Raw genomic sequence first — 24789 nt, 5'->3', positions numbered from 1 at the left:
TTTTGGCACGCTGTTGAGTTCTCAAGGAACGGACACTTCCTTCAGGCCGCCTTCCAGCGGGCCCTCCGGGCGCTTCGTTCTTTCGTGTTCCCAGCCTACCAGATGCTTTCCGCTCCGTTTACCGGAGGTTTTCGCATCTGAAATCTGGTGTTAACCGCCAAGTCGCGGCGACTCGGCCAACCATAGCGGGTCACCCGCCGGAGTGCGAATCGGGGCGCTCCCGGTGTCACCCGGTCGGCGGCATGATTTGTTGCTCTCGCGAGCATATACAGCAATGGTCCCGATTCGCCAAGATGCCTGTAGAGTGCGGCGCATCGACTAAGAGGACTAGACCACTAACGGTCGGTGAGCCGCCGGACGACGAGCCGGACTGGGCGTGGGTTTTCGCCCGGGAATGTCAGCAGATGTCCGAAGTTGACATGATTTAGGCTTCAGTCAATGTCCTGCCGCTGCTCGCGGCCGCTCGCTGTACCGCTCACTTGGGAGGCACAACCATGACCACTGTGACGTCGCCGCTGACCGGCAAGGTCGTCGGGCTCGCCGGCGTGCCCGACCCGGTGTTCTCGGGCGCGATGGTCGGCCCCGGCACCGCGATCGACCCGGAGCGCCGGCCGACCGAGGCGGTCGCTCCGGTGGACGGCGTCGTCGTCTCCATGCACCCGCACGCGTTCGTCGTGGTGGACGCCGAGGGCCACGGTGTCCTGACCCACCTGGGGATCGACACCGTGCAGCTGAACGGCGAGGGCTTCGAGCTGCTGGTCAACAAGGGTGACACGGTGACCCGCGGTCAGGCCGTCATCAAGTGGGACCCGGCCGCCGTCGAGGCCGCGGGCAAGTCGCCCATCTCGCCGATCGTGGCGCTGGAGGCGAACGCCGACTCGCTCGGCGACCTGCGGGAGGACGGCGAAGCCGTCTCCGGCGAGCCCCTGTTCAGCTGGAGCTGACCTCTTACTTTGCACACACCCGCCCCGCAGGAGTTGTCGGGGCGGCCCGGCACACAGCGGTTCCCGGCGGGGCCGCTCCTCTCAGCGGAGACAGGTGACATGGAGAAGACGCTGCGCGGCGTGGGTGTCAGCCACGGGGTCGCGATCGGCCAGGTGCGGCACATGGGGACGGCGGTGCTGGAGCCCCCGGCCACCCAGATCCCGACCGAGGACGCCCCGCGCGAGCAGGCCCGCGCCCAGGCCGCCGTCGAGGCGGTCGCCGCGGACCTGATCGCCCGCGGCAACCTGGCCGGTGGCGAGGCGCAGGCCGTCCTGGAGGCCCAGGCGCTGATGGCGCAGGACCCGGAGCTGATGGCCGACGTGTCCCGCCGGATCGCCGTCGGCAGCAGCGCCGAGCGCGGCGTGTACGACGCCTTCGCCGCCTACCGGGCGCTGCTCGCCTCCGCCGGCGAGTACCTGGCCGGGCGGGTCGCCGACCTGGACGACGTCCGCAACCGCATCGTGGCCCGGCTGCTGGGCGTGCCGATGCCGGGCGTGCCGGACAGCGACGAGCCGTACGTGCTGTTCGCGCGGGACCTGGCGCCGGCCGACACCGCGCTGCTCGACCCGACGCTGGTGCTCGGCTTCGTGACCGAGGAGGGCGGGCCGACCAGCCACAGCGCCATCCTGGCGCGGGCCCTGGGCGTGCCGGCCGTGGTCGCGCTGCCCGCTGCGACGGACGTCGCCGAGGGCACCGTCGTCGCGGTGGACGGCAGCTCCGGTGACGTGCTGCTGGACCCCTCGCAGGAGAAGCAGGACGAGCTGCGGGCGGTGGCCGCCGAGCGCAAGGCCGCGCTGGCCGCGTCCTCCGGTCCGGGGCAGACCTCGGACGGGCACCGCGTGCCGCTGCTGGCCAACGTGGGCGGCCCGGCGGACGTGCCGGCCGCGCTGGAGAACGGCGCCGAGGGCGTCGGCCTGTTCCGGACCGAGTTCCTGTTCCTGGACGACTCCGCGAAGGCGCCCACCGAGGAGAAGCAGGTCGAGGCGTACCGCAAGGTGCTGGAGGCGTTCCCGGAGGGCCGGGTCGTGGTCCGGGCCCTGGACGCGGGCGCGGACAAGCCGCTGGACTTCCTGACCCCGGCCGACGAGCCGAACCCGGCGCTGGGCGTGCGCGGCCTGCGTACCCTGCTGGAGCACCCGGAGGTGCTGCGGACGCAGCTGCGGGCGCTGGCCAAGGCCGCCGAGGGCCTGCCGGTGCACCTTGAGGTGATGGCCCCGATGGTGGCCGACCGCAAGGACGCCAAGGACTTCGCCCAGGCGTGTCGCGAGGCCGGACTGGAGGCCAAGTTCGGTGCGATGGTGGAGATCCCGTCGGCCGCGCTGCGGGCCCGGGCGATCCTCCAGGAGGTCGAGTTCCTGTCCCTGGGGACCAACGACCTCGCCCAGTACACCTTCGCCGCCGACCGTCAGGTGGGCGCGCTGGCCCGACTGCAGGACCCGTGGCAGCCGGCGCTGCTGGACCTGATCGCCGCGGCCGCCGACGCGGCGCAGGCGACCGGCAAGAGCTGCGGCGTCTGCGGTGAGGCGGCCGCCGACCCGCTGCTGGCCGTGGTGCTGACCGGTCTGGGCGTCACCAGCCTCTCGATGGGCTCGGCCTCGATCCCCTACGTGCGGTCGACGCTGGCCAAGTACACGCTGGCGCAGTGCCGCCGGGCGGCCGAGGCGGCCCGGGCGACGGACAGCGCCGAGGAGGCGCGGGCCGCCGCGCAGCAGGTGCTGTCGGGCGAGTAGCACAGGCGGACAGCAGGAAGGGGCGCTCCCACCGGGTTGGTGGGAGCGCCCCTTCGGCGTGTCCGGTCAGGCTCGGGCCTGGCGGTCGCGGCGGAGCCGCTCGAAGAAGCGCAGGTGGTCGATGTCGTCGACGGAGCCGGGGTTGACGGCCTGCTCCAGCGGGGTGCCGGAGAGGATCCGCTTGACCGGGACCTCGATGCGCTTGCCGGTGAGGGTGTGCGGGAGGCCGCGCACCGCGATGACCTCGTCGGGGACGTGACGCGGGGAGAGTTCGGTGCGCAGCGAGGTGCGGATGCGGCCGATCAGCCCCTCGTCGAGTTCGGCGCCGGGGGCGAGGACGACGAACAGCGGCATCCAGTAGCCGCCGTCGGGCTCCTCCAGGCCGATGACCAGGGATTCGGCGATCTCGGGGAGGCGTTCGACGACCTCGTAGATGTCCGAGGAGCCCATCCGGACGCCCTGGCGGTTGAGCGTGGAGTCGGAGCGGCCGTGGATGACGACGGTGCCGCGGGAGGTGACGGTGATCCAGTCGCCGTGGCGCCAGACGCCGGGGTACACGTCGAAGTAGCTGTCGTGGTAGCGGGTGCCCTCGGGGTCGTTCCAGAAGCCGGTGGGCATGGACGGGATGGGCTTGGTGACGACGAGTTCGCCGACGCTGTCGGTGTGCGGGTGGCCCTGGACGTCCCAGGACTCGACGGCGGCGCCGAGGCAGGGGGCCTGGATCTCGCCGAGGTGGACGGGCAGGGTGGGGACGCCGCCGACGAAGCAGGAGCAGACGTCGGTGCCACCGCTGACGGAGGCGAGCCAGACGTCCTCCTTGACCTCGTCGTAGATCCAGCGGAAGCCGTCGGGCGGGAGCGGGGAGCCGGTGGTGCCGATGCAGCGGACGGCGGAGAGGTCGAGGTCGCGGCCGGGGTGCAGCTCGGCCTTGCGACTGGCGATCACGTAGGCGGCGGAGGTGCCGAGGACGGTGGCGCGGGTGCGGGCGGCGACCGACCACAGGGCGCCGGTGTCGGGGTGGCCGGGGCTGCCGTCGTAGGTGACGATCGTGGCCCCGACCAGGAGGCCGGCCAGCAGGAAGTTCCACATCATCCAGCCGGTGGAGGTGTACCAGAGGAAGCGGTCCCGGGGGCCGAGGTCGAGGTGGAGGCCGGCCTGCTTGAGGTGTTCGAGCAGGATGCCGCCCTGGCTCTGGACGATGGCCTTGGGCAGGCCGGTGGTGCCGGAGGAGTAGAGGACCCAGAGCGGGTGGTCGAAGGGAACGGCCTCGTAGACGGGCTCGACGTCGTCGGCAACCAGGTCGTCCCAGTGCAGGGCGCCCTCGGGGGCGGGTGCGCCGAGCAACGGGACGTGGACGACGGTGCGCAGGGTGGGGAGTTCGCGGCGCAGTTCGGCGACGACCTCGGTGCGGTCGTGGTCCTTGCCGCCGTAGTGGTAGCCGTCGACGGCGAAGAGGACGGCGGGTTCGATCTGCTGGAGGCGGTCCAGGACGCTGCGGGCGCCGAAGTCGGGGGCGCAACTGGTCCAGATCGCGCCGACGGCGGCGGTGGCGAGGAGGGCGACGGCGGCCTGCGGGATGTTGGGCAGGTAAGCGCTGACGCGGTCGCCGGGGCCGATGCCCCGGGCGCGCAGGGCCGCGGCCAACGAGCCGACCTGGCGGCGCAGTTCGGACCAGGTGAGGACGGTCGGCTGCTCGGTGGTCTCGTCGAGGTGCAGGACGGCCGGGCGGTCGGCGTTGGCCGGGTCCTCGGCGGCGCGCAGGGCGTGCTCGGCGTAGTTGAGGCGGGCGCCGGGGAACCAGCGGGCGCCGGGCATGGCGGGATCGGCGAGGACGGCCTCGGGGGCCTGGGTGAAGCGGACGTCGAACCACTGGGTGATCGCGGTCCAGAAGCGGTCGAGGTCGGCGGTGGACCAGGCGTGCAGGTCGGCGTAGCGCTGGGCGGCCTGCTGGTCGTCGGCGGCCGGGGCGAGCGGGGCGGCCGGGGCGCCGTGGTGCTCGGCGGCCCAGGCCTGGAAGGCCACCAGGCTGGTGGCTGCGGCGCGAGCGGGGTTGGGGCGCCAGAGCGGCTGGTCCTGGGGTGGGGTGCTCACGGTGGTGGTCTCCCGGCCGGTGGTGGGGACGGGAGTGCTTGTGGCAGGCCCGTCCGGTTGGGCTGTCGGTGCAGACCATGCCATGTGAGCGGCCGCTGCGCCAGGGTCCGCCCGGTGGGTGCCGGGCCGGTCAGCGGGCGGTGGAGCCGCCGCTGAACTCGCCGCCGAACCAGGAGCGGGAGACCCGGGTGTGGAAGGGGAAGGCGAGCGGGGTGTCGGGGGTGGCGAGCTGCCAGCCGTCGGTCTCGTCGGTGGGGCGCGAGGGCGGGAGTTCGGCGAGCGGGCGGGCCGGGAGCAGGCCGAAGAGGCAGAGGAAGCCGCCACGGGCGTCGGAGTCGGTGGACACCAGGGTGATGTCGGCGGCGTCGGCCAGGATGCCGGTCTCCTCGCGCAGTTCGCGCACGCACGCGTGCTCCCAGCTCTCGCCGTAGTCCACGTAGCCGCCGGGGAAGGCGAGTTGGCCGTAGCCGGGTTCGATGGTGCGGCGGATGACGACGAGGGTGGGGTCGGCGTCGGAGCGGGTGACCGGGAGGAGGGTGACCACGACGGGCAGCGGGTTGCGGTAGCTGATCTCGGCGCAGCCGGGGCAGGTGCGGGGCCAACCGTCGGTGCCGGCCGGGTAGGGCGTGCCGCAGAAGTGGCAGTGGGAGAACGGCTGGTTGACCGTGCGTGTCAGGTCGTCAGTGGTCATGGCCGGATGGTAGCCGGGTGCGTGCGGCGGCCGTCAGCGGATCTCGTCCTCGCGGGTGGGGCGGAGCAGGGCGGGGTGCAGGAGGCTGGCGTCGCCGGCGTGGTAGGTGCGGGCCCGGGGGCCGCCGCGGGCGCCGCCGCGGGCGGTGGTGGCGCCGGTGCTCTCGACGAAGCCGGGGACGGAGAGGACCTTGCGGTGGAAGTTGCCCGGGTGGAGCTTCTCGTCCCAGACGGCCTCGTAGACGGCGCGCAGGTCGGGGATGGTGAAGTCGTAGGGCAGGAAGGCGGTGGCGAGCGGGCTGTACTCGAGTTTCGCCCGGACCCGGTCGAGGCCGTCGGCGAGGATGCGCGCGTGGTCGAAGGCGAGCGTGAGGGAGGACTGGCCGGTGGGCCCGCCGACACCACCCCCGTGGGTGTCGGCGGGCGCACCGGCGGCTCGGGGTCGGCCGCAGGGCCGGGGGCCCGGGTCGAGGTCGGCGACGGGGTGCCAGGCGGCAGCCGCGGCGTCCGTGCCGGCCTGCGGGTCGGGCAGGTCGGGGGCGAAGGCGAGGTAGGCGACGGAGACGACGTGCATGCGCGGGTCGCGCTCGGGGGCGCCGTAGGTGCCGAGCTGTTCGAGGTGGACCCGGCAGAGCGCGGCTTCGACCTCGGAGCCGCCGAGCAGGCCCGTCTCCTCGGCGAGTTCGCGGGCGGCGGCCTCGTCCAGGCCCTCCTCGCCGGCGCGCAGGAAGCCGCCGGGCAGGGCCCAGCAGCCCTGGTAGGGCGGGGCGCCGCGCTGGACGAGCAGGACGTGCAGGCCGCCGTGGCGCAACGTCAGGGCCACCACGTCGACGGTGACGGCGATCGGGGCGTAGGCGCGCGGGTCGTAGGCGGCGAGCCACTCCTGCTCGCTCGCGGGTGTGCTCGGGGGCGGGGTGGACGGGTCGTCCGCTTCCATCACCCGGCTCCTCTCCGCGCTCGCCGCCGTACGGGGTGCTGTCGTTCTCCGGCTGAGCACAACGTAGCGATTCCGTTCCCCGGCGGCAAATGGTTTTCCGGGTCCGCGGAGGTGCCCGGCTTCTAGGCTGTGACCAGGAACGACCGCGCCCGAGGAGGCCCCCATGCCCACCGCTCCCCCGCCGGACTTCGCCGCGGCGCTGGCGGCCGGTCCGCTGGTGCTGGACGGCGGGATGTCGAACCAGCTGGCGGCGGCCGGGCACGACCTCCTCGACGAGCTGTGGTCGGCGCGGCTGCTGGCGGACGCGCCGGAGGCGGTGGTGGCGGCGCACCGGGCGTACTTCGCGGCCGGGGCGGACGTCGCCATCACAGCGAGCTACCAGGCGAGCTTCGAGGGCTTCGCCCGGCGCGGGGCGGACCGGGCCCGGGCCGCGCGGCTGCTGGCGCGCAGCGTGGAGCTGGCCCGGGAGGCGGCGCGGGCCGAGCCGGGCGGGCGGCGGCGCTGGGTGGCGGCGTCGGTGGGGCCGTACGGGGCGGTGCTGGCGGACGGTTCGGAGTACCGGGGCCGGTACGGGCTGAGCACGGCGGAGCTGGTGGCGTTCCACCGGCCGCGGCTGGAGGCGCTGGCAGCGGCCGGGCCGGACGTGCTGGCGCTGGAGACGGTGCCGGACGCGGACGAGGCGCGGGCGCTGCTGGAGCTGGTGCGCGGGCTGGGCGTGCCGGCCTGGCTGTCGTACAGCGTGGCGGGCGACCGGACCAGGGCGGGCCAGCCGCTGGCGGAGGCGTTCGCACTGGCGGCCGAGGTGGACGAGGTGGTGGCGGTCGGCGTGAACTGCTGCACCCCGCAGGACGCGGACCGGGCGGTGGCGCTGGCGGCCGAGGTGACCGGCAAGCCGGTGGTGGTGTACCCGAACAGCGGGGAGGAGTGGGACGCCGCCCGCCGGGACTGGCGCGGCGAGCCGACCTTCCGCTCGGCCCGGGTGGGCTGCTGGCTGGCGGGCGGGGCCCGGTTGGTGGGCGGCTGCTGCCGGGTGGGGCCGGACGGGATCGCGGCGCTGGCGGCGGAGGTCGCCGTGCGGCGGGGGCAGTGGAACGGCGTCGAGGCGTGAGCGGCAGCGAAGGGCGAGCGGCGCGGAGGGCTGACGGGTCGCGGATCGGCTGACGGGTCGCGGGTCGCGGGTCGGCGGGCGGCGGAGGTTGGCATAGGGCCGGAGACGGGTTACCGAGGGGGAAGGTGCACGGACCGGCGACGGCCTGGCAGACTCGTCCCGTTACCACCGCGGTCGACAATGTCGACCGCCTGTCAGCGCGGAGGTCCCCATGCCCGGCCCGATCCAGTCGCTCTCCCGGGCCGCCGCGATCTTGCGCCTGCTGGCCGGCGGTGAGCGCCGCCTGGGCCTGTCCGAGGTCGCGACGGCGCTGGACCTCGCCAAGGGCACCGCGCACGGCATCCTGCGCACGCTGCAGCAGGAGGGGTTCGTCGAGCAGGACCCGGAGAGCGGCAAGTACCAGCTGGGCGCCGAGCTGCTGCGGCTGGGGCAGAGCTACCTGGACGTGCACGAGCTGCGGGCGCGGGCGCTGGTCTGGGCGGACGACCTGGCCCGGGCGACCGGCGAGACCGTCTACCTGGGGGTGCTGCACCAGCAGGGCGTCCTGGTCGTGCACCACGTGTTCCGGCCGGACGACACCCGGCAGGTGCTGGAGGTCGGCTCGATGCAGCCGCTGCACAGCACCGCTCTGGGCAAGGTGCTGGTGGCCTACGACCCGGTCGCGCGCGGCGAGTTGGGCGACGGGCCGTACGAGTCGTACACCCTGCGGACGCTGACCGAGGCGGCCGACGTGGACGCCGAGTGCGCGCTGATCCGCGAGCGCGGCTGGACGGACTCGGTCGAGGAGACCTGGGAGGGCGTGGCCTCGATCGGCGCGCTGATCCAGGACCGGCGGCGCAACCCGGTCGGCGCGGTGTGCATCAGCGGCCCGGTGGAGCGGGTCTGCGAGGACGGCTTCGTGAAGCCGTCGCTGGTGGCCTCGGTGCGCAGCGCGGCGCGGGCGATCTCGCGCGATCTGGGCGCCGGGCGCTTCTGAGGCCCCTGGCCGCATGGGCGGCCACATCGTCACGCTGAGGCGCGGACGGGCATCGGCCTGTCCGCGCCTTGGCGTTTTGCCCCGGTTTGGTGCGCTCCGCTGGGTAACTTCGAGGGAAGGGTCACAGCTCCGTAACCCCGCCTTGACGTGGGGGCAACCAGGGGAGGAAGCTTCCGCATAACGGTCGACATTGTCGAACGATGGCCGGGAAGATCACTCCCCCGATGCGCTCACCCGCACAACGATCGGTCGGCCGCCCCCACCCACACCTCCGGGCCATATGGACAAGGGAGTCTTTGTGTCCGCGTTCTCCAACGGCGACGTCTTCGTCGGCGAAACCCTCGGCACCGCCGCCCTGATACTTCTCGGTGGCGGCGTCTGCGCCGCCGTGACCCTCAAGAAGTCGAAGGCCCTCAACGCCGGCTGGCTGGCGATCACCTTCGGCTGGGGCTTCGCGGTCCTGATCGCCGCCTACATCTCGGCTCCGAAGTCCGGCGCCCACCTCAACCCGGCCGTCACCATCGCGCTCGCCATCAAGAGCGGCGACTGGAGCCAGGTGCCGCTCTACCTCGGCTCCCAGTTCCTCGGCGCGATGATCGGCGCCGTGCTGGTCTGGCTCACCTACCTCGGCCAGTTCCAGGCCAACGAGGAGCCCACCCTCGGCATCTTCTCGACCGGGCCCGAGATCCGGAACCCGATCCAGAACGTCGTCACCGAGGTCATCGGCACCTTCATCCTCTGCATGGCGATCCTCACCCTCGGCAAGAACGACGGCCTGGCCGCCGGCGGCCTCAGCACCCTGATCGTGGCCCTCACCGTCGTCGGCATCGGCCTCTCGCTGGGCGGCCCCACCGGTTACGCGATCAACCCGGTCCGCGACCTCGGCCCGCGCATCGTGCACTCGCTGCTGCCCATCCCGAACAAGGGCGGCTCCGACTGGTCGTACGCCTGGGTGCCGGTCGTCGGCCCGCTGATCGGCGGCGCGCTGGCCGGCGGTCTGTACAACGCCATGTTCTAAAGGGCCGGGTTCGAACCCGCCGAGCTCGGGGACTGACCACTGCGTCGGGCCCATCCACCCCGTAACCCCCGAATCCTGAGCCGAGGACCCTCTGATGACCTCCACTGGCAACTACATCGCCGCGATCGACCAGGGCACCACCTCCAGCCGTTGCATCATCTTCGGCGCCGACGGCCGGATCGTCTCCGTCGACCAGCAGGAGCACCGGCAGATCTTCCCCCAGCCCGGCTACGTCGAGCACGACGCCGCCGAGATCTGGACCCGGGTGCAGTCCGTCGTCCGCGGCGCGCTGGAGAAGGCCGGCCTGACCAAGGACGACATCCGCGCGATCGGCATCACCAACCAGCGCGAGACCACCGTCCTGTGGGACAAGAACACCGGCGAGCCGGTCCACAACGCGCTGGTGTGGCAGGACACCCGCACCGAGGGCCTCTGCCGCGAGCTCGGCCGCAACGTCGGCCAGGACCGCTTCCGCCGCGAGACCGGCCTCCCGCTCGCCAGCTACTTCGCCGGCCCGAAGATCCGCTGGCTGCTGGACAACGTCGAGGGCCTGCGCGAGCGCGCCGAGGCCGGCGACATCCTGTTCGGCACCATGGACACCTGGGTGATCTGGAACCTCACCGGCGGCGTCAACGGCGGCAAGCACGTCACCGACGTCACCAACGCCAGCCGCACCATGCTGATGAACCTCAAGACCCTGGCCTGGGACGAGGACATCGCGGAGTCGATGGGCGTGCCGATGGCCGTCCTGCCGGAGATCCGCTCCTCCGCCGAGGTCTACGGCGAGGCCGTCGGCGACCTGGCCGGCGTCCCGGTCGCCTCCGCGCTCGGTGACCAGCAGGCCGCGCTGTTCGGCCAGACCTGCTTCGACGAGGGCGAGGCCAAGTCCACCTACGGCACCGGCACCTTCCTGCTGCTCAACACCGGCGAGAAGATCGTCAACTCGTACCACGGCCTGCTGACCACCGTCGGCTACCGGATCGGCGACCAGGCCCCGGTGTACGCGCTGGAAGGCTCGATCGCCGTCACCGGCTCGCTCGTCCAGTGGCTGCGCGACCAACTCGGCATCATCTCCACCGCCGCCGAGATCGAGACCCTCGCCAACACCGTCGAGGACAACGGCGGCGCCTACTTCGTCCCGGCCTTCTCCGGCCTGTTCGCCCCGTACTGGCGCTCCGACGCCCGCGGCGTGATCGCCGGCCTGACCCGGTACGTCACCAAGGGCCACCTGGCCCGGGCCGTCCTGGAGGCCACCGCCTGGCAGACCCGCGAGGTCGTCGACGCCATGCAGAAGGACTCCGGCGTCGAGCTCACCGCCCTCAAGGTCGACGGCGGCATGACCAGCAACAACCTGCTCATGCAGAACATCGCCGACGTCCTGAACGCCCCGGTCGAACGCCCGTACGTGGCCGAGACCACCGCCCTCGGCGCCGCCTACGCGGCCGGACTCGCCGTCGGCTTCTGGAACGACCTCGACACCCTGCGGGCCAACTGGCACCGCGCCGCCGAATGGACCCCGCGCATGGACGAGGCCACCCGGGAGCGCGAGTACAAGAAGTGGCTCAAGGCCGTGGAGCGCACCATGGACTGGGTGGAGGAAGAAGAGACCGACTGACCGACAAGCCGGTCGGGGCCCCGAGCCCCGACCGGCCGCCCGCTGTTCAGACAGCTGGTGTCACCGAGTTTCACCGGCCCGCCGCACCGGGCCGACCGGCCTCTCCAGCAGAGGCCGCACCGCACACGAGAGGAGTAACGGCGCCGCCTGACCCGCGCGCCGTACACAACCACCATGGCAACCATCCCGACCCTGGGCGCCGAGCGCACCGCCGGCCGCACCGCCTCCCGCGCCGAGACCCGTGAACTGCTCGGCAAGGCCACCTACGACCTGCTGGTGATCGGGGGCGGAATCCTCGGCACGGCCGTCGCCTGGACCGCCTCCCAGGCCGGACTCAAGGTCGCCATGGTCGACGGCGGCGACTTCGCCGGCGCCACCTCCAGCGCCTCCTCCAAGCTCGTCCACGGCGGTCTGCGCTACCTGCAGACCGGCGCGGTCAAGCTCGTCGCCGAGAACCACAAGGAGCGCCGCGCGCTCGCCACCGACGTCGCGCCGCACCTGGTCAACCCGCTGACCTTCTTCGTGCCGGTCTACAAGGGCGGCCCGCACAGCGCGCCCAAGCTCGGCGCCGGCGTCTTCCTGTACTCCGCGCTGTCCGCCTTCCGCGACGGCATGGGCCGGGTCTCCACCGCCGCGCACGCCGCCCAGCAGGTGCCCGCGCTGCGCACCGAGGGCCTGCGCTCGGTGGCCGTCTACGGCGACCACCAGATGAACGACTCGCGCGTGGCCGTGATGACCGTGCGCGCGGCCGTCGACGCCGGCGCCGTGGTGCTCAACCACGCCGAGGTCACCGGCCTGCGCTTCACCGCCGGCCGGGTCACCGGCGCCGAGGTGCGCGACCGCCTGGACGGCACCGAGTTCGGCATCGACGCCCGCCTGGTGCTCAACGCCACCGGCCCGTGGGTGGACCACCTGCGCAAGATGGAGGACGCCGGCGCCGCGCCGTCGATCCGCCTCTCCAAGGGCGCCCACGTGGTCGTCAAGCGCCGGGCCCCGTGGCGCGCCGCGCTGACCATCCCGATCGACAAGTACCGCGTCTCCTTCGCCATCCCGTGGGAGGACCACGTCCTGCTCGGCACCACCGACGAGGAGTACACCGGCGACCCGAAGGACGTCCGGGCCACCGAGGCGGACATCGACCAGATCATGGGCGAGGCCGCGCACGCCATCCGCGACGAGCACCTCGACCGCGACCTGATCACCTACGCCTTCGCCGGCCTGCGGGTGCTGCCCGGCGGCCCGGGCGACACCGCCGCCGCCAAGCGCGAGACGGTCGTCACCGAGGGCAAGGGCGGCATGCTGTCGGTCGCCGGCGGCAAGTGGACCACCTACCGCCACATCGGCCGCACCGTGCTGGAGAAGCTGGCGCACGTGCCCGGCACCAGCCTCGGCGAGGACATGTCCCCGATCGCCGCGACCGTGCCGCTGCCGGGCGTCGGCGCGCCAAACGCCGTCGCGCACCGGCTGCTGATCGACCGCGACCCGGGCTCCCGGATGGAGCCGCTGGTGGCCAAGCACCTGGCCAGCCACTACGGCACGCTGTCCTTCGAGATCGCCCGCCTGATCGACGAGAACCCGGAGCTGGGCCGGCCGATCCACGAGGACGGCCCGGACGTCTGGGCGCAGGTCGCCTACGCGGCCGACAGCGAGTGGGCGTACACGGCGGACGACGTGCTGCGCCGCCGCACCACGATGACCGTGCGCGGGCTGGACACGCCGGAGATCCGGGACGAGGTCGAGGCCTTCCTCGCGAAGCGCGGAACCAAGTAGGCACAGCCTCGCGAAGCGCGGAACCAAGTAGGCACAGCCTCGCGAAGCGCGGAACCAAGTAGGCACAGCCAGCTAGGCGCAGAGCCTCGCGAAGGGCGGGCACCCGGGTTCTCCGGGTGCCCGCCCTTCGTGCGCCCGGCTCGCGGGCGGGGTACGAAGGGCTCCCGGTCGGCCACTCAGATCGGCGTGCCCGCCTTGATGACGTGGCGGAGGTGGCGGTCGGGGCGGGTGAGGACGGTGAGGTCGGCGAGCGGGTCGCCGTCGACGAGGAGGAGGTCGGCGTGGGCACCCGGGGCGAGGGTGCCGATCCGACCCTCCAGGCCGAGCAGGCGGGCGGCGGTCGTGGTGGCCGAGCGGAGCACGTCGGCGGCGGGCTGGACCTGGCCGCGGATCGTGAACTCCTCCAACTGGGCCGGGTGGAGGGGGCCGAGCAGGTCGCTGCCGTAGACCAGGTTGACGCCCGCGCGGTGGGCGCGTTCGAGGGCGGCCAGGCCCTGGTCGCGGACTTCGGCGAGCTTGCCGAGGGAGGCCGCCGGGAGGCCGGAGCGGTCGCCGAGCTTCGCGGTCTGCTCGTAGGCGACGAGGGTGGGGACCAGGAAGGCGTCCTTCTCCAGGAGCAGCGCGATCGTGCCGTCGTCCAGCAGGTTGCCGTGCTCGACGCAGCGCACCCCGGCGCGCAGGGCGCGGTCGATGGCGCGCGGGTGGTAGGCGTGCACGGTGACGTAGCGGTTGTGGTTCTCGGCCTCCTCGACGGCCGCGCGGATCTCCTCCTCGCTGTACTGGACGGCGGCGATCTCGTCGTGCGGGGAGGCGACGCCGCCGGAGAGCAGCACCTTGAGGTGCCGGGCGCCCTTGCGGAACTCGTCCCGGGCGGCGGCGCGGACGGCGTCCACGCCGTCCGCGATCCGGCCGAAGTTCGGACGGGACTCGCAGCACGGCAGGGCGTCGTCGCCGAGCGGGCGCAGGTCTCCGTGGCCGCCGGTCTGGGAGAGCGCCTTGCCGCCGTGGAGCAGGCGGGGGCCGAGCGCGAGGCCCTCGTCCAGGGCGCGGGCCATGCCGTGGTCGGCGCCGCCGACGTCACGGACGGTGGTGAAGCCGCGGCGCAGCATGCGTTCGGCCTCGGCGAGGGCGCGGACGGTCGCGTAGCCGGGGGTCCAGTCGGCGACGTCGTGCAGGTCGAGGGTGGTGACCAGCAGGTGGACGTGGGCGTCGATCAGGCCGGGCAGGACGGTGGCGCCGCCGGCGTCGAGGACCCGGACGCCGTCGCCCGCGGCGGTCGGGCGGCCGGTGCCGGTGGCGACGATCCGGCCGTCGGCGGTCTCCAGCCAGCCGGGCTCCTCGGTGCGGGTGCCGTCCTCGGGGTGGAGCAGGTGGGCGTTGGTGATCAGCAGTCGGTTCATGACGCTGGTCCCCCTCCGGTTCGGTACGGGATGGATTCAGTACGAGGCGTATCGAATACGTCTCGTACTGAATACACCATGTACCGTGCTCCTGTGAACCCGCCCCCGGCCGATGCCACCCCCGCCCGACCGCCCCGCCGCCGCGTCCACACCAGGGCCCGGCTGCTCGCGGCGGCGGGCGAACTGTTCCTCGCCGTCGGCTTCGCGCGGACCAGCATCGAGGACGTCTGCGCCGCCGCCGGATACACCCGCGGCGCCTTCTACTCGAACTTCGCCGGCAAGGAGGACCTGCTGCTGGCGCTCTTCGACGACCAAGCGGCCGACCGGATGGCCGAACTGGCGAAGCTGGCCGCCGGCGGCGAGGCACTGGCGCCGCAGGAACGGGCCCGGCTGCTGGTCGAGGCGCTGCTGCGGGTCGAGCCGGCCGAGACCGGGTGGATCCTGCTGTTCCTGGAGTTCCGGCTGCTCGCCGCCCGCAGCGAGGGGCTGGCCGAGCGGGTCGCCGCGCACGACCGTGCGGTCGCGCAGGCGCTGGCCGCCGTCCTGGAACGGGCGCTGCCCGAGCTCGTACCGGCGGGCGCCACCGCCCGGCAGACCGCCCAGGTGGTCCTGGCCGCGCGCGAGGGGCTGCTGGCCCGGACGGCGGCGGGCGGCGCGGCCGCGGAGGACCTGCTGGACGCGACGGCGGCCGTGCTGTCGGGGCTGCTGCGCTGAGTCCCGGTCGTCGGACACGCCCGAGGGGCGGCACCCGTACGGGTGCCGCCCCTCGGCGGATGTCGGCGGCGGCGCCGGGCGCCGTCCGGCCTAGATGATCAGGCTGAGCGGCATGATCAGGGCGATGGCGACGACCGAGATCACCGTCTCCATCACCGACCAGGACTTCAGCGTCTGCCCGACACTCATCCCGAAGTACTCCTTCACCAGCCAGAAGCCGGCGTCGTTGACGTGCGACAGGAAGAGCGAGCCCGCGCCGATCGCCAGCACCAGCAGGGCCGCGTGGGTGGAGGACATGCCCTCGGCGAGCGGGCCGACGATACCGGCGGCGGTGATGGTGGCGACCGTCGCCGAGCCGGTGGCCAGGCGGATCAGCACCGCGATCAGCCAGCCCAGCAGCAGCGCCGAGATGTGCCACTTGCCGGACCACTCGCTCACCGCGTTGCCGACGCCCACGTCGATCAGGGTCTGCTTGAAGCCGCCGCCGGCGCCGACGATGAACACGATGCCGGCGATCGGGCCGAGCGCCTTGCCGACGGTGTCGGAGATCCGCGCCTTGTCGAAGCCGGCCGCCTTGCCGAGGGTCAGCATGCCGAGCAGGGTCGCGGCGAGCAGCGCGATCAGCGGCGAGCCGATGAAGTCGAAGACCCGCTGGCCCATCGCCTTCGGGTCGTCGATCACCACGTCGGCCAGGGCCTTGCCGAGCATCAGCACGACCGGCAGCAGGATGGTCGCCAGCACCGCGCCGAACGACGGGGTGTGCTCGGGCTTGGCGCTCTCCTCGGGGGCGGTGGCCTTCGGGATCTCCAGCGGGCCGACCCAGCGCTCGGCCAGCCGGGAGAACAGCGGGCCGGCCACGATCAGGGTGGGCACGGCGATCAGCAGGCCGAGCGCCAGGGTGATGCCGAGGTCCGCCTTCAGGGCGTCGACGGCGACCAGCGGGCCGGGGTGCGGCGGCACCAGGCCGTGCAGCACGGACAGGCCGGCCAGCGCGGGGATGCCGATCCGCATCAGCGGCACGTTGCCGCGACGGGCGACCAGCAGCACGATCGGGATCAGCAGGACGACGCCGACCTCGAAGAACAGCGGTAGGCCGAGGACGGCGGCGATCAGCGCCATCGCCCAGGGCAGCGCCCTGTTGCTGGACCTGGACAGCACGGTGTCCGCGATGATGTTGGCGCCGCCGGAGTCGGCGAGCAGCTTGCCGAGCATCGCGCCCAGCCCGATCAGCAGGCCGACCCCGGCCACGGTGGAGCCGAAACCCGTGGAGAAGCTGTTGAGCAGCTTGTCGAACGGGGCGCCCGCGACGGCGGCCAGCAGACCGGAGCCGAGCGTGAGGGCGAGGAAAGGGTGCAGCTTCAGCTTGGTGATCAGCAGGACGATCACACCGATGCTGAGCAGGACCGCGATCAGCAGCTGGGAGTCGCTGCCGGTGTGCGGCAGGGCCGGTGGGGCGGCCGCGAGCAGGACGGTGGGGGACGGGCTCACGCGAGGTCTCCATTGACGGGCCGCAGCAGTGCCACGGCCATCTCGACGAGTTCTTCGGGGGACGGGCCGACGTCCAGGACGGCGCCGCGCTCGTGCGCGCCCAGGGGTTCCAGGGCGGCGTACTGCGAGTCGAGCAGCGACGGCGGCATGAAGTGGCCGGTGCGGTGGGCGAGCCGGTCCTCGACCAGCTCGTGACCACCGCTGAGGTGCAGGAAGTAGGCGCCCGGGCAGGCCGCGCGCAGGGTGTCGCGGTAGCGGTGCTTCAGCGCCGAACAGGTGACCACGCCGCCGGTGCCGTCCTCGGCCCGCTCCTTGAGCCAGCCGCCGAGGGCGCGCAGCCAGGGGGCGCGGTCCTCGTCGTCCAGCGGGATGCCGGCCGACATCTTGGCGATGTTGGCCGCCGGGTGGAAGTCGTCCGCCTCGGCGTAGGGGAGGTCGAGGCGTTCGGCCAGCAGGCGGGCCAGGGTGGTCTTGCCGACACCGGAGACGCCCATCACCACGATGGTGAGAGGGGTGTCCGGGAGGTCGTGGTTCTCGACGCTGAGAGCCATGGGTGGTGCTCCTTCGTTGCCTGGCCGCCACTATCGCCTCAAAGATATGACGTATTCAAGTGTCGGAAACCAAATCGTCATACTTTTTGGCTGTGGGGTAGGTCGCAGGGCGGAGGACGAGGGGCGCGCCGGTGGTGGCGGTGGGGTGGGCGTCTACGCTGGGCGGATGGAGATCCAGGGGCTGCCCGGTCGGCTGCTTGACGAGCTCGGGCCGGCGATCGCGTCGGGTGAGATTCCCGAGGGCGCGGTGCTGCGCGGCGAGGAGCTGGAGGAGCGGTTCGGGGTGTCCCGGACGGTCGTCCGGGAGGCGGTGCGGATCCTGGAGGGGATGCGCCTGGTGGCGTCCCGGCGGCGGGTCGGGATCACCGTGCAGCCCAGGTCGCTCTGGGACGTCTTCGACCCGCTGGTGATCCGCTGGCGGCTGGCCGGCGCGGACCGCTCGGCCCAGCTGCGCTCGCTCGGCTCGCTGCGGGTGGCCGTCGAACCGGCCGCGGCCGCGCTCGCCGCAGTGCACGCGAGTGACGACGACCGGCGCCAACTCGGCTCGCTGGCCGTGGAGTTGACCGTCTCAGCGCGGGCCGCCGATCTCGCCACCTTCCTCCGGCACGACATCGACTTCCACGCCACCGTGCTGCGCGCCTCCGGCAACGAGATGTTCGCCCACCTCGGCGACACCGTGGGGGCGGTGCTCACCGGGCGGACCGAGTACCATCTGATGCCCCATCAGCCGGAGCCGTACGCGATCCGGCTGCACCGCGAAGTCGCCGACGCGATCTGCGCGGGGGACGCCGTCCAGGCCGAGCAGGCCATGCGGACGATCGTGGCGGGCGCCCTGGAGGAGCTCAACCAGCAGTTGGGCTGACCTCCCCCGGCGGCGGGCCGCCCGCTGCCGGCTGCCCGGATCACACGCTTTGACGGGAGTTCGGTGGATTCGGACGCATAGTCCTGGTTCGACGGGGCAGAGTGAGGCGAGGGGCGCTTTTCGCGTGCGCCCGTCCCGTGTCCGCCGCCGAGTCCGCGCCTGGGGGTCGCTCGATGTCCGTGCCACGCCGCCGTCGCCGTCTGCCCGACGAGGTGCGCGCCGCCGCCGTCCGGGCGGTGCTCTGCCTGTCCTTCACCCTGGTCGGCGTGGTCGTCGCCACGCTCGCCTCGTACGCGGACAGTTGGCTGATGACGCCGGCGCTGATGGCGATGGGGCTCGGGGTGTTCGGCACGATGTGGTGCCTGCTGGAGATCCTGATCTCGCGCCAGATCGCCGCCCAGCGGCTGCGCGCGCCCGGCTCCGCGCACCCGATGACGGGCGGCCGGGCGCCCGAACCGCTGGCCGCCCGGCCGCTCCCCCGCCCCGGCGGGCCACAGCGTCAGCCGCGGGTGCCGACCGCGTAGGGCGCCCGCGGCCGATCCTGCGGGTCAGCTCTCCGGGACGGCCCGGTAGTGGGTGGTGAGCCGGCCCGTGTCGTCCAGGACGTGGAAGGCGAGCATCGGCGGCTGGGTGAAGGAGATGCCGGGCCCGCCCTCGCAGGGCAGCGTGACGGTGGAGACCACGCCGGGGGCGACCAGCAGCGGCAGCCCGGCGAAGGTGGTGGCGGCGCCGGTGTGGGAGTGGCCGCAGAGCAGGCCGGCCACCCGGGGGTGCCGGGCCAGCACCGCGCCGAGCGCCTCCTCGCCGAACTGGCGGATCGGATCGACGTTCGGCAGGTGCAGGACCGCCGGCGGGTGGTGGAAGGCCACCAGCGCGGGCAGGTCGGCGCGCCCGGCCGCCAGTTCGGCGTCCAGCCAGGCCAGCGTCTCCTCGTCCAGCAGGCCGTCGTCGCGGCCGGGGATCGAGGAGTCCAGCATCAGCACGTCGGCGCCGGGCAGTCGGTGCAGCCGGTTGACCGGGCCGTCCGCGGGGGCCTCGCCTAGCAGCACCTCCCGGTAGGACGCCCGGCGGTCGTGGTTGCCGGGGCAAGTGAGCACCGGGTACCGGGAGTCCAGCACCTTGGCCACCTGCTCGTACTCGGCAGGCAGGCCGTGGTCGGCGAGGTCCCCGGTGACGAGCACGGCGTCCAGCGGACCGGGCAGGGCGTCGAGGTACGCCATCACCTGCCCGGCCCGCCGCCGGGCTCGCCCGCCGGCGTCCCGGTGGTGCTCCTGCCCGAGGTGGATGTCACTGAAGTGCGCGATCGTCAGCATGGCGGCCACGCTAGTCAGTTCACGGCTGGGCGGGAACCTCGGCCGGTCGCTTGAACATCCGGGTGGCGGTGATCTCGCCGTGGATGGCCGGGCCGTCCGGGTCCTGCGGGGCGGGCAGGCCGGGGCGCAGGTGCTCCTCGACCGAGATGTACTTGAGGCCCGCCCGCAGGTCGGCGTCATTGCGCAGCCGGATGACCAGCGGGAACTCGGCGAGCGCGGTGGTGTCGAACAGGCCCGTGGTGTAGATCAGTTGGACGCCGAGCGCGTCGGCCACGGCCCGCTGGAGCTCCAGCAGGTAGGTGGCGTTGGCGCGGCCGATCGGGTTGTCCAGGAACAGCGTGCCGGCGTGCCGCAGCTGGGACTGGCCGCGGTCGTTGGCGCGCAGCGCGGCCATCGTGCAGTACAGCGCGATGGCGGCGGTGAGCAGCTGGCCCCCGGAGAAGACGTCGGACATCTGGCCGACGCCGACCCGCTCGGCGCGCAGCACCGCGTCCGGCTTGAGGATCTCGACGCTGACGCCCTTCGGGCCGATCGCGGCGGCGACCCCGCGCAGCAGCAGGGACATGCCGTCGCGGCGCAGGTCGCTGTTCTTGCGGACGGCGGCGCGGGTGGCCTCGTCGATGACCTCGCCGAGGCGCTCGACCAGGGTGGCGTGGTCCGGGTCCTCGAAGCGGATCCGCAGGAACTCCTGGCCCGACCACTCCCCCAGGCCCTCGGGCAGCCGGGAGAGCCGCTGGGCGGCGCGCAGGGTGGTGAGCGAGGACTCGACCAGGCCGCGCAGGCGGTCGACGATCGAGCCGCGGTTGCGCTCCAGCTGGGCGAGTTCGTCGGTCAGCACGCGCAGCCGGGGCGCGAAGGCGGCGGCCCAGGCGGCGGCGTGCTCGGGCAGCGCGGCGGCGGGCAGTTCGCGGATCTGCTGGCGGGCGGGGGTGCGGACGGCCTCGTAGCGGACGGCGTTGGCGTGCCGGACGAGGGCGTCGGAGGCGTCGCGGACGGCGAGTTCGGCCGAGGACAGCTCGCCGGCGGCGGTGCGCAGGGCGCGGCGGGCCTCGGCGGCGGTGCCGCGGGCCTCCGGCAGCGAGCCGAGGTGGGGCTCGACGGGCTGGCCCTCGTCCTCCTGCTGCTCGCGCAGGCCGTCGCGCAACTGGCCGGCGAGTTCGTCGAAGTCGGCGGCGGCGGACTGGGAGGCGTCGAAGGTGCGTTGCAGGTCGGCGTGCGCGGTGCGGGCGGCCTCCAGGGCCTCCCGGCGTTCGGCGAGCCGGCTGGTGGCCGTGCGCAGCAGGACCTGGGCGTGCTCGGGGTCCGCGGGGACGAGGTCCTCGGGCAGCTCGGTGTGCGCCTCGCCGTCGGCGGGGGCGGAGCGTTCGGCCTCGCCGCGCAGGCGCCCCAGTTGCTCGCTGGCGGCGGCGGAGCGGGCCTCGATGGTGGCGACCAGGTCCTCGGCGCGGGCTGCGGCGGCCTGACGGGCGGGGCCGTCGGCGCCGTCGGGGCTGCCGAGGAGTTCCTCGGCGCGGGTGCGGACCTTGTTGGTGAGGCGGTCGAGTTCGGTCGCGGCGGCGGCCTCGTCGCCCTCGGCGCGGGCCTGCTCGGCGCGCAGGTCGGCGCCGACGCCGACCTTCTCGTACAGCTGGGAGGCGGCGCGGTAGGCCTCGCGCAGGGCGGGCAGGGCGGCGGGAGCGGTCTCGGTGGGCTCGTCGGCCTGCTCGGCGGCGGGGATCTCGGCGCGTTCGGCGCGCAGGGTGCGGGCGGTGCGGCGGGCGTCGTCGGCGGCGCGCTGGGCGGCGCGGCGGTCCTCGTCGCAGGTGCGGGCGCGTTCGGCGCAGACGGCCTGGCGGCGGTCGCACTCGGCGGCGTCCTCGGCGAGTTCGCGCTGGCGGCGGGCCCAGTTGGCGCGCTCGCGCAGCCGGAAGGCGAGGCCGGAGAGGGCGTCGGCGCGGCGGCGGGCGCGCTGGGCGGCCTCGCGGTGCTCCTCGTGGGCGGAGGCCGCGGCGGCGTGGTCGGTCTCGGCCTCGTCGTGGTCGGCGCGCAGGGTGGCCAGGGCGGCGGCGGCCTGCTCGGCGTGCTCGCGGGCGGCCTCGGCGGCGGCGGCGAGTTCGGCGAGGGTGCCGGGCGGGCACGACGCGTGCCAGGAGGCGAGGCGGGCGGCCAGGGCGCGGTCGGCGCCGAGGCGGGCGGCGAGTTCGCGGATGTGCTCCTCGCGGGCGCCCGCCCGGGCGCGCAGTTCGCGGCGCTCACCATCGGCGGCGGACTCGTCGTGCATGGCCGGGTTCGGCGGCACCAGGAAGAACGCGGGCTGGTCGGTGATCGGGGCGATCAGGGAGGCGGCGGCGCCGACGGCGACGGTGGAGCGGGGCAGCAGGGCGGCGGCCTGCAGGGCCTCGCGGGCCCGCTCCAGCGAGGCGGGATCGGTGACGACGACGCCGTCGACCAGTTCGGGGCGGGCGGCGAGGATCGCCTCGTGGTCGGCCGGGTCGACGGACTGGGCGAGGTAGCGCCAGCCGGGCAGGGCGGGGATGCCGTGCTCGGCGAGGTACTCGACGGTGGCCAGCACGTCCGGGCCGGGCGGCAGCAGGCCGCCGTCGCCGAGGGCGGCGAGGATGCGGGAGTCGTCCGCGGCGGCGGTGCGCAGGTCGAACAGGGTGCGTTCGGCGGTGGCGATGGACTCGTCGAGGAGTTCGCGCAGGTACTCGGCGTTGCGGTCGAGGACGGCGGGGGTGAGGAAGCCGGCGTCCTCCTCGGCCTCGTCCTGGTAGGGGGTCAGGGAGAGCAGGTCGGAGAGGCGCTGCTCGGTGGCGAGCAGGGCGGCGGTGCGCTGCTCGGCGGCGAGGGCCTGGGCGGCGGCCTTGCGGGCGTCGCCGGCGCGTTCGGCGGCGAGTTCGGCGCGGCCGGTGGCGGCGGCGGCCTCGCGCAGCCGGGCGGTGCAGGCCTCGGCGGCCGTACGGGCCTGGGCGAGGGCGGCGCCGGCGGCCTTCTCGACGTCGGCGGCGTGCAGGGCGGCCCGGGCCGGGTCGATGTCGCCGTCGGCGTCGATGAAGCCGGCCTCGACGGCGGCGGCGGTCTCCTGCTCGACCTCGGCGAGGCGCTGGCGCAGGTGGTCGACCTCGCTGCGGGCCTTCTGGGCGGCGGTGGCGGCCTCGGTGGCGGCGGACTGGGTCTTGGCGCCGTCGTCCTGGAGTTCGCCGGCGCGCTGCTCCTCGGTGTCGGCGCGGGCTTCGGCGGCCGCGGCGGCGCCCTCCAGGGCGCGGGCCAGGGCGGTGGCGGCGCGGGCGCGGGCGGCGAGCGCGGGGGCGGCGTCGAGTTCGGCCTCGCGGATGGCGGCGGCGACCCGGGTGACCCGGTCAGCGGCGGCGCGCTGGCGCAGGACGGCCTCGGCGGCCTGCCAGGCGGCGTGCAGGGTGCGGGCGTCGATGAGTTCGCGGCGCAGCGCGGCGGCCTCGGCGGTGGCCGCGGCGAGGCCCAGGGTGGCGTGCCGGTGGGTGAGTTCGGCGGTGATGAGGGTGTGCCGGGTGCGGTCGGCCTCGGCGGCGGTGACGGCGCCCGCGGCGGCGGCGACCTCGATGGCGAGGTCCTGGGCGCGGTCGCGTTCGGCGGCGGCGCGGGAGCTGAGGGCGTGGGCGAGGCGGCGGGTGCGGCGTTCGGCGGTGCGGTGGGCCTCGCGGACGCCCTCCCGGGCGCCGGTGGCCTCGACGATGCGTTCCAGCAGGTCGAGGGAGCCGGCGGTGAAGTCGCGTTCGGCGGTGAGTTCGGCGCGGCGGCCGAGCTTGGCGGCGAAGCCGTGGACGAGGTCGGCGAGGCCGTCGGTGTCCCGGGTGTCGGTGACGGCGCGCAGCAGCAGGTCGGTGAAGTCGCTGTCGTGCTTGACCGCGAAGAGGCCGGCGGCCTCGCCCTCGTCGGCGTTCATCTCGCGCTGGTAGCGGAAGAGTTCGGGGTCGAGGCCGAGTTCGCCGAGGTGCTCGGTCCAGCGGTCGTGGCCGTCCTCGAAGACCAGGTCGAGGTGCGGGTGGGCCTTGCCGGCCTCGGTGAGGGCGTCGCGGAAGCCCTTCATGGTGCGGCGGCGGCCGCGGGCCTTCTGGTCTCCGGTCAGGTTGATCCGTTCGGCGACCGGCAGCGAGTCCAGGGTGAGGCCGGGGCCTGGGCGGAAGGAGTACCAGGTCTCGGCGAACTTGCGCGGGTCGGAGGAGACCTGGCGGCCGCGCCACTCGCTGGCCTTGCCGACCACGATCAGCTCGCCGGTGACGGTGTGCTGCCACTCCAGGGCGACGTGGCCGCAGTCGTCGGCGAGCAGGAACTTGCGCAGCACGCCGGAGCTGGCGCCGCCGAGGGTGTTGCGGTGGCCGGGGAGCATCACCGAGAAGATCAGCTTGAGCAGGACGGACTTGCCGCCGCCGTTCTCCAGGAAGAGCACGCCGGCCGGGGCGGGGCGGCGGACCGGGCCCTCGGGGTCCTCGCCGAACAGGCCGATCTGCTGCGGGGCCGGGTCGGCGACGGGTTCGCCGACGCCGCGCAGGTCGAGCACCGTGTCGGCGTAGCGGGCGCCGGCCGGTCCGATCGAGTAGAGGCGGACCCGGTTGAGCTCGTACATGTGCGGCGGTTCTCCGTGGCTGGGGGGGTGGTCGGGACTCGGGCTCAGAGCGAGTGGAACGGCAGGCCGGCGTCGGCCACCAGTTCGTCGCCGGTGTCCGGCGGCAGCAGGCTGGCGCTGCCGTCGGACACCGGGACGATGCCGAGGTCGAGCAGTTCGGCCATGGCCGCGCTGCCGGCCAGGTCGCGGACCTGGAGCTGGTAGCGGGCGGTGGTGCGGTAGGTGCCTCCGGCGTCGTCGGCGACCTTCTGCAGGAAGCCGGAGTCGACCAGGAACAGCACGGCCTTGGCGACGATGCCGATGGTGGAGCCGGAGAGCCGGCGGGCGTCCTTGGTGGCGCCGGTGGCGGTGCGCCGGGCCCACACCCGCCAGGCGGCCTCCAGGCCGGGGGCGTCGGACTGCGGGTCGGTGTTGTCGCCCTCGGTCGCGGCCTGTTCCTCCAGGCGGCGGCAGGCCTGGCGGACGAAGGCGTCGACGCCGTTGACGGTGATCCGGCCGAGGTAGCCGTCGTCGGCGAGGTCCTCGGGCCGGGGGAAGGCCATCGCGGCGGTGGCGAGGTGGGCCAGGCCGTGCAGGAAGCGGTCGGTGGACTCGGAGGCGGCGCGGCGCGAGTAGTCGCCCATCCGGACGGCGAACAGCGAGTCCTCGGCGGCGGCGACGGCCATGCCGGCGCGCGGCGAGACCTCCAGGACGACCAGGCCCATGCCGGTGGCGACGGCGTCGGCGAGCCGGGCGAACGGCGGGTCCTCGCGGTGGCGGCGGACGAGTTCGGCGTACTCGGCGTCGCGGGCGGGGAGCAGCTTGGCCTGGAGGCCGAAGGAGACCAGCCGGGCGGCGTCGGCGACATCGCCGGGGGTGATCGGGGCGGGGGCCGCGGGTTCGGTCTCGGCCGCCCAGGACGTGTCGTGGTGGGTCGTCACGGGCGGTGCTCCTCGGGGCTGTTGCTAGTACGGGCGATCT

At 74.0% G+C, this 24789-nt stretch carries 19 protein-coding genes; 10 read left to right on the top strand and 9 right to left on the bottom strand.

Annotation, left to right across the window (positions count from 1 at the left end):
- Positions 1-494 precede the first annotated feature (494 nt).
- On the top strand, positions 495-944 hold the full coding sequence (locus ACIPLC_RS28540) for a PTS glucose transporter subunit IIA (RefSeq protein WP_400475883.1): 450 nt from the start codon (positions 495-497) through the stop codon (positions 942-944).
- A gap of 99 nt (positions 945-1043) precedes the next feature.
- On the top strand, positions 1044-2714 hold the full coding sequence (gene ptsP / locus ACIPLC_RS28535; protein ID WP_400475882.1) for a phosphoenolpyruvate--protein phosphotransferase: 1671 nt from the start codon (positions 1044-1046) through the stop codon (positions 2712-2714).
- A 66-nt stretch (positions 2715-2780) separates the two neighbouring features.
- Here ptsP and ACIPLC_RS28530 read toward each other — a convergent pair whose 3' ends face one another.
- Genes ACIPLC_RS28530 through ACIPLC_RS28520 form a run of 3 tightly spaced genes read right to left on the bottom strand, consistent with a single transcriptional unit; the run spans position 2781 to position 6432 of the window.
- Positions 2781-4889 (bottom strand): acetoacetate--CoA ligase, encoded by a 2109-nt coding sequence (locus tag ACIPLC_RS28530; protein ID WP_400475881.1) that lies wholly within the window; start codon positions 4887-4889, stop codon positions 2781-2783.
- 46 nt (positions 4890-4935) lie between these two features.
- Positions 4936-5496 carry an NUDIX domain-containing protein gene (locus ACIPLC_RS28525; protein WP_400475880.1) on the bottom strand — a complete coding sequence of 187 codons (561 nt, stop codon included), beginning with the start codon at positions 5494-5496 and terminating at the stop codon, positions 4936-4938.
- Positions 5497-5529: 33 nt separating this feature from the next.
- Positions 5530-6432: an NUDIX hydrolase gene (locus ACIPLC_RS28520; protein ID WP_400475879.1), complete on the bottom strand. Its 903-nt coding sequence runs from the start codon at positions 6430-6432 to the stop codon at positions 5530-5532.
- 163 nt (positions 6433-6595) lie between these two features.
- On the opposite strand from ACIPLC_RS28520, the gene mmuM reads away from it, so the two are divergent.
- From mmuM to ACIPLC_RS28495, 5 genes are all read left to right on the top strand, one after another.
- Positions 6596-7540, top strand: coding sequence for a homocysteine S-methyltransferase (gene mmuM / locus ACIPLC_RS28515; protein ID WP_400475878.1), 945 nt, complete (start codon positions 6596-6598; stop codon positions 7538-7540).
- A 211-nt stretch (positions 7541-7751) separates the two neighbouring features.
- Complete coding sequence (locus ACIPLC_RS28510; RefSeq protein WP_400475877.1) at positions 7752-8516, top strand: IclR family transcriptional regulator; 765 nt, start codon at positions 7752-7754, stop codon at positions 8514-8516.
- Between the two features lie 280 nt (positions 8517-8796).
- On the top strand, positions 8797-9534 hold the full coding sequence (locus ACIPLC_RS28505) for an MIP/aquaporin family protein (RefSeq protein ID WP_400475876.1): 738 nt from the start codon (positions 8797-8799) through the stop codon (positions 9532-9534).
- 94 nt (positions 9535-9628) lie between these two features.
- Positions 9629-11149: a glycerol kinase GlpK gene (gene glpK, locus ACIPLC_RS28500; RefSeq protein WP_400475875.1), complete on the top strand. Its 1521-nt coding sequence runs from the start codon at positions 9629-9631 to the stop codon at positions 11147-11149.
- Positions 11150-11323: 174 nt separating this feature from the next.
- On the top strand, positions 11324-12919 hold the full coding sequence (locus tag ACIPLC_RS28495) for an FAD-dependent oxidoreductase (RefSeq protein ID WP_400475874.1): 1596 nt from the start codon (positions 11324-11326) through the stop codon (positions 12917-12919).
- A gap of 176 nt (positions 12920-13095) precedes the next feature.
- Here ACIPLC_RS28495 and ACIPLC_RS28490 read toward each other — a convergent pair whose 3' ends face one another.
- Positions 13096-14319: an amidohydrolase family protein gene (locus ACIPLC_RS28490; RefSeq protein WP_400475873.1), complete on the bottom strand. Its 1224-nt coding sequence runs from the start codon at positions 14317-14319 to the stop codon at positions 13096-13098.
- 93 nt (positions 14320-14412) lie between these two features.
- Here ACIPLC_RS28490 and ACIPLC_RS28485 point away from each other — a divergent pair, with 93 nt between their 5' ends.
- Positions 14413-15033 carry a TetR/AcrR family transcriptional regulator gene (locus tag ACIPLC_RS28485; protein WP_400475872.1) on the top strand — a complete coding sequence of 207 codons (621 nt, stop codon included), beginning with the start codon at positions 14413-14415 and terminating at the stop codon, positions 15031-15033.
- A gap of 90 nt (positions 15034-15123) precedes the next feature.
- Here the strand turns inward: ACIPLC_RS28485 and ACIPLC_RS28480 are convergent, their stop codons facing one another.
- Together ACIPLC_RS28480 and ACIPLC_RS28475 are read right to left on the bottom strand one after the other, a co-directional pair.
- The gene (locus tag ACIPLC_RS28480; RefSeq protein WP_400475871.1) at positions 15124-16521 is read right to left on the bottom strand and encodes a gluconate:H+ symporter; all 1398 of its coding nucleotides are present in this window, start codon (positions 16519-16521) and stop codon (positions 15124-15126) included.
- Complete coding sequence (locus ACIPLC_RS28475) at positions 16518-17072, bottom strand: gluconokinase (protein WP_400475870.1); 555 nt, start codon at positions 17070-17072, stop codon at positions 16518-16520. The genes ACIPLC_RS28480 and ACIPLC_RS28475 overlap by 4 nt, the downstream gene beginning before the upstream one ends.
- A 166-nt stretch (positions 17073-17238) precedes the next feature.
- On the opposite strand from ACIPLC_RS28475, the gene ACIPLC_RS28470 reads away from it, so the two are divergent.
- Together ACIPLC_RS28470 and ACIPLC_RS28465 are read left to right on the top strand one after the other, a co-directional pair.
- A complete protein-coding gene (locus ACIPLC_RS28470) occupies positions 17239-17934 on the top strand; it encodes a FadR/GntR family transcriptional regulator (RefSeq protein WP_400475869.1) in 696 nt (231 codons plus the stop codon).
- A 173-nt stretch (positions 17935-18107) separates the two neighbouring features.
- Entirely contained in the window at positions 18108-18458 is a 351-nt protein-coding gene (locus ACIPLC_RS28465; RefSeq protein WP_400475868.1) for a hypothetical protein, read from the top strand.
- 24 nt (positions 18459-18482) lie between these two features.
- Here the strand turns inward: ACIPLC_RS28465 and ACIPLC_RS28460 are convergent, their stop codons facing one another.
- Genes ACIPLC_RS28460 through ACIPLC_RS28450 form a run of 3 tightly spaced genes read right to left on the bottom strand, consistent with a single transcriptional unit; the run spans position 18483 to position 24749 of the window.
- A complete protein-coding gene (locus ACIPLC_RS28460; protein WP_400475867.1) occupies positions 18483-19247 on the bottom strand; it encodes a metallophosphoesterase in 765 nt (254 codons plus the stop codon).
- 19 nt (positions 19248-19266) lie between these two features.
- On the bottom strand, positions 19267-23829 hold the full coding sequence (locus ACIPLC_RS28455; RefSeq protein WP_400475866.1) for a hypothetical protein: 4563 nt from the start codon (positions 23827-23829) through the stop codon (positions 19267-19269).
- A gap of 44 nt (positions 23830-23873) precedes the next feature.
- On the bottom strand, positions 23874-24749 hold the full coding sequence (locus ACIPLC_RS28450; RefSeq protein WP_400475865.1) for a hypothetical protein: 876 nt from the start codon (positions 24747-24749) through the stop codon (positions 23874-23876).
- Positions 24750-24789: the final 40 nt, after the last annotated feature.

The sequence above is a fragment of the Kitasatospora sp. NPDC086801 genome (genome assembly GCF_044745805.1).
Taxonomy (GTDB): Bacteria; Actinomycetota; Actinomycetes; order Streptomycetales; family Streptomycetaceae; genus Kitasatospora.
The sequence above is the reverse complement of the archived record's forward strand: the minus strand, read 5'-3'. Positions and strand labels throughout refer to the sequence as shown.

Excerpts from the sequence above, each read along its gene's own strand:
- ACIPLC_RS28540 (WP_400475883.1), top strand. The coding sequence starts at position 495 with ATGACCACTGTGACGTCGCCGCTGACCGGCAAGGTCGTCGGGCTCGCC.
- ptsP (WP_400475882.1), top strand. The coding sequence starts at position 1,044 with ATGGAGAAGACGCTGCGCGGCGTGGGTGTCAGCCACGGGGTCGCGATC.
- ACIPLC_RS28530 (WP_400475881.1), bottom strand. The coding sequence starts at position 4,889 with ATGGCATGGTCTGCACCGACAGCCCAACCGGACGGGCCTGCCACAAGC.
- ACIPLC_RS28525 (WP_400475880.1), bottom strand. The coding sequence starts at position 5,496 with ATGACCACTGACGACCTGACACGCACGGTCAACCAGCCGTTCTCCCAC.
- ACIPLC_RS28520 (WP_400475879.1), bottom strand. The coding sequence starts at position 6,432 with ATGGAAGCGGACGACCCGTCCACCCCGCCCCCGAGCACACCCGCGAGC.
- mmuM (WP_400475878.1), top strand. The coding sequence starts at position 6,596 with ATGCCCACCGCTCCCCCGCCGGACTTCGCCGCGGCGCTGGCGGCCGGT.
- ACIPLC_RS28510 (WP_400475877.1), top strand. The coding sequence starts at position 7,752 with ATGCCCGGCCCGATCCAGTCGCTCTCCCGGGCCGCCGCGATCTTGCGC.
- ACIPLC_RS28505 (WP_400475876.1), top strand. The coding sequence starts at position 8,797 with ATGGACAAGGGAGTCTTTGTGTCCGCGTTCTCCAACGGCGACGTCTTC.
- glpK (WP_400475875.1), top strand. The coding sequence starts at position 9,629 with ATGACCTCCACTGGCAACTACATCGCCGCGATCGACCAGGGCACCACC.
- ACIPLC_RS28495 (WP_400475874.1), top strand. The coding sequence starts at position 11,324 with ATGGCAACCATCCCGACCCTGGGCGCCGAGCGCACCGCCGGCCGCACC.
- ACIPLC_RS28490 (WP_400475873.1), bottom strand. The coding sequence starts at position 14,319 with ATGAACCGACTGCTGATCACCAACGCCCACCTGCTCCACCCCGAGGAC.
- ACIPLC_RS28475 (WP_400475870.1), bottom strand. The coding sequence starts at position 17,072 with ATGGCTCTCAGCGTCGAGAACCACGACCTCCCGGACACCCCTCTCACC.
- ACIPLC_RS28470 (WP_400475869.1), top strand. The coding sequence starts at position 17,239 with ATGGAGATCCAGGGGCTGCCCGGTCGGCTGCTTGACGAGCTCGGGCCG.
- ACIPLC_RS28465 (WP_400475868.1), top strand. The coding sequence starts at position 18,108 with ATGTCCGTGCCACGCCGCCGTCGCCGTCTGCCCGACGAGGTGCGCGCC.
- ACIPLC_RS28460 (WP_400475867.1), bottom strand. The coding sequence starts at position 19,247 with ATGCTGACGATCGCGCACTTCAGTGACATCCACCTCGGGCAGGAGCAC.
- ACIPLC_RS28455 (WP_400475866.1), bottom strand. The coding sequence starts at position 23,829 with ATGTACGAGCTCAACCGGGTCCGCCTCTACTCGATCGGACCGGCCGGC.